General features: G+C 61.1%; 2 protein-coding genes. Both read right to left on the reverse strand.

Going from position 1 to position 1,182, the window contains the following annotated elements:
- Positions 1-857, reverse strand: an 857-nt coding sequence (locus ACIP1X_RS29055) for an electron transfer flavoprotein subunit alpha/FixB family protein (RefSeq protein WP_400755997.1), incomplete at its 3' end; no start/stop codon positions are given.
- Positions 858-859: 2 nt separating this feature from the next.
- On the reverse strand, positions 860-1,182 hold a 323-nt coding region (locus ACIP1X_RS29060), incomplete at its 5' end, for an electron transfer flavoprotein subunit beta/FixA family protein (RefSeq protein ID WP_400755998.1).

The following is a 1,182-nucleotide window of genomic DNA, read 5'->3' on the forward strand; positions in this document are numbered from 1 at the left end:
AGCCAGTTCTGCGCCGAATTGCCGCTGCCCAGCCATACCCGCGCGATCGCTCCGGCACCGCTGCACGGCAAAGTCCTCGCCATACCGACGGCGATGTACAGCTGTGGCGCAACGATTTTGCCGGTCTGACCGACCTGCATGTCGTTCGGTACGAAACCTGCGTCGACGGCGGCGCGCGAAGCACCCACCGCAGCGCCCAGCTTGTCGGCCAGGGCATACAGGTGTTTGAAGTTGTCGCCGTTCTGCATACCGCGGCCGCCGGAAACGACGATCTTGGCAGCGGTCAGTTCTGGACGATCGGACTTGGCCAGCTCTTCGCCAACGAAGCTCGAAGTGCCCGCGTCGTGTGCAGCGCCGACTGCTTCAACAGCCGCCGAACCACCTTCAGCAGCAACCGGGTCGAAACCGGTGGCACGCACGGTGATCACTTTGATCGCAGCGGTCGATTGCACGGTAGCGATGGCGTTACCGGCATAGATCGGGCGCTTGAAGGTGTCAGCGCTTTCGACCGAGATGATCTCGGAGATCTGGTCAACGTCCAGCTGCGCAGCAACGCGCGGCAGGATATTTTTGCCGTTGGAGGTCGCGGCAGCCAGGATGTGGCTGTAGCCAGCGCCAAGCTCAGCGACCAGCGGAGCAACGTTTTCCGGCAGCTGATGCGCGTAAGCGGCGTTGTCAGCGTTCAGGACTTTGCTCACGCCAGCGATTTTCGCTGCGGCTTCAGCCACGGCGCCAGCGCCTTGGCCTGCAACCAGAACGTGGATGTCGCCGCCGATTTTGGCAGCAGCAGCCACGGTGTTCAGTGTGGCCGGGGCCAGCACTTTGTTGTCGTGTTCAGCGATTACCAAGATAGTCATGATTAGATTACCTTCGCTTCGTTTTTCAGTTTCTCGACCAGGTCAGCCACCGACTTGACCTTGCTGCCTGCGCTGCGTGCAGCCGGCGCTTCGACTTTCAGGGTCTTGTTGGTGGAGGGGGTGTAAACGCCCAAAGCGTCCGGAGTCAGCACTTCGAGAGGCTTCTTCTTGGCTTTCATGATGTTTGGCAGGGACGCATAACGCGGCTCGTTCAAACGCAGGTCGGTGGTGACGATCGCCGGCAGTTTCAGGGAAACCGTCTGCGCGCCGCCGTCGATTTCGCGAGTCACGGCAACGCTGTCGCCAGAGACTTCGACTTTCGAGG

The sequence above is a fragment of the Pseudomonas sp. NPDC088885 genome (assembly GCF_044750025.1).
GTDB classification, from domain to species: Bacteria; Pseudomonadota; Gammaproteobacteria; order Pseudomonadales; family Pseudomonadaceae; genus Aquipseudomonas; species Aquipseudomonas rustica.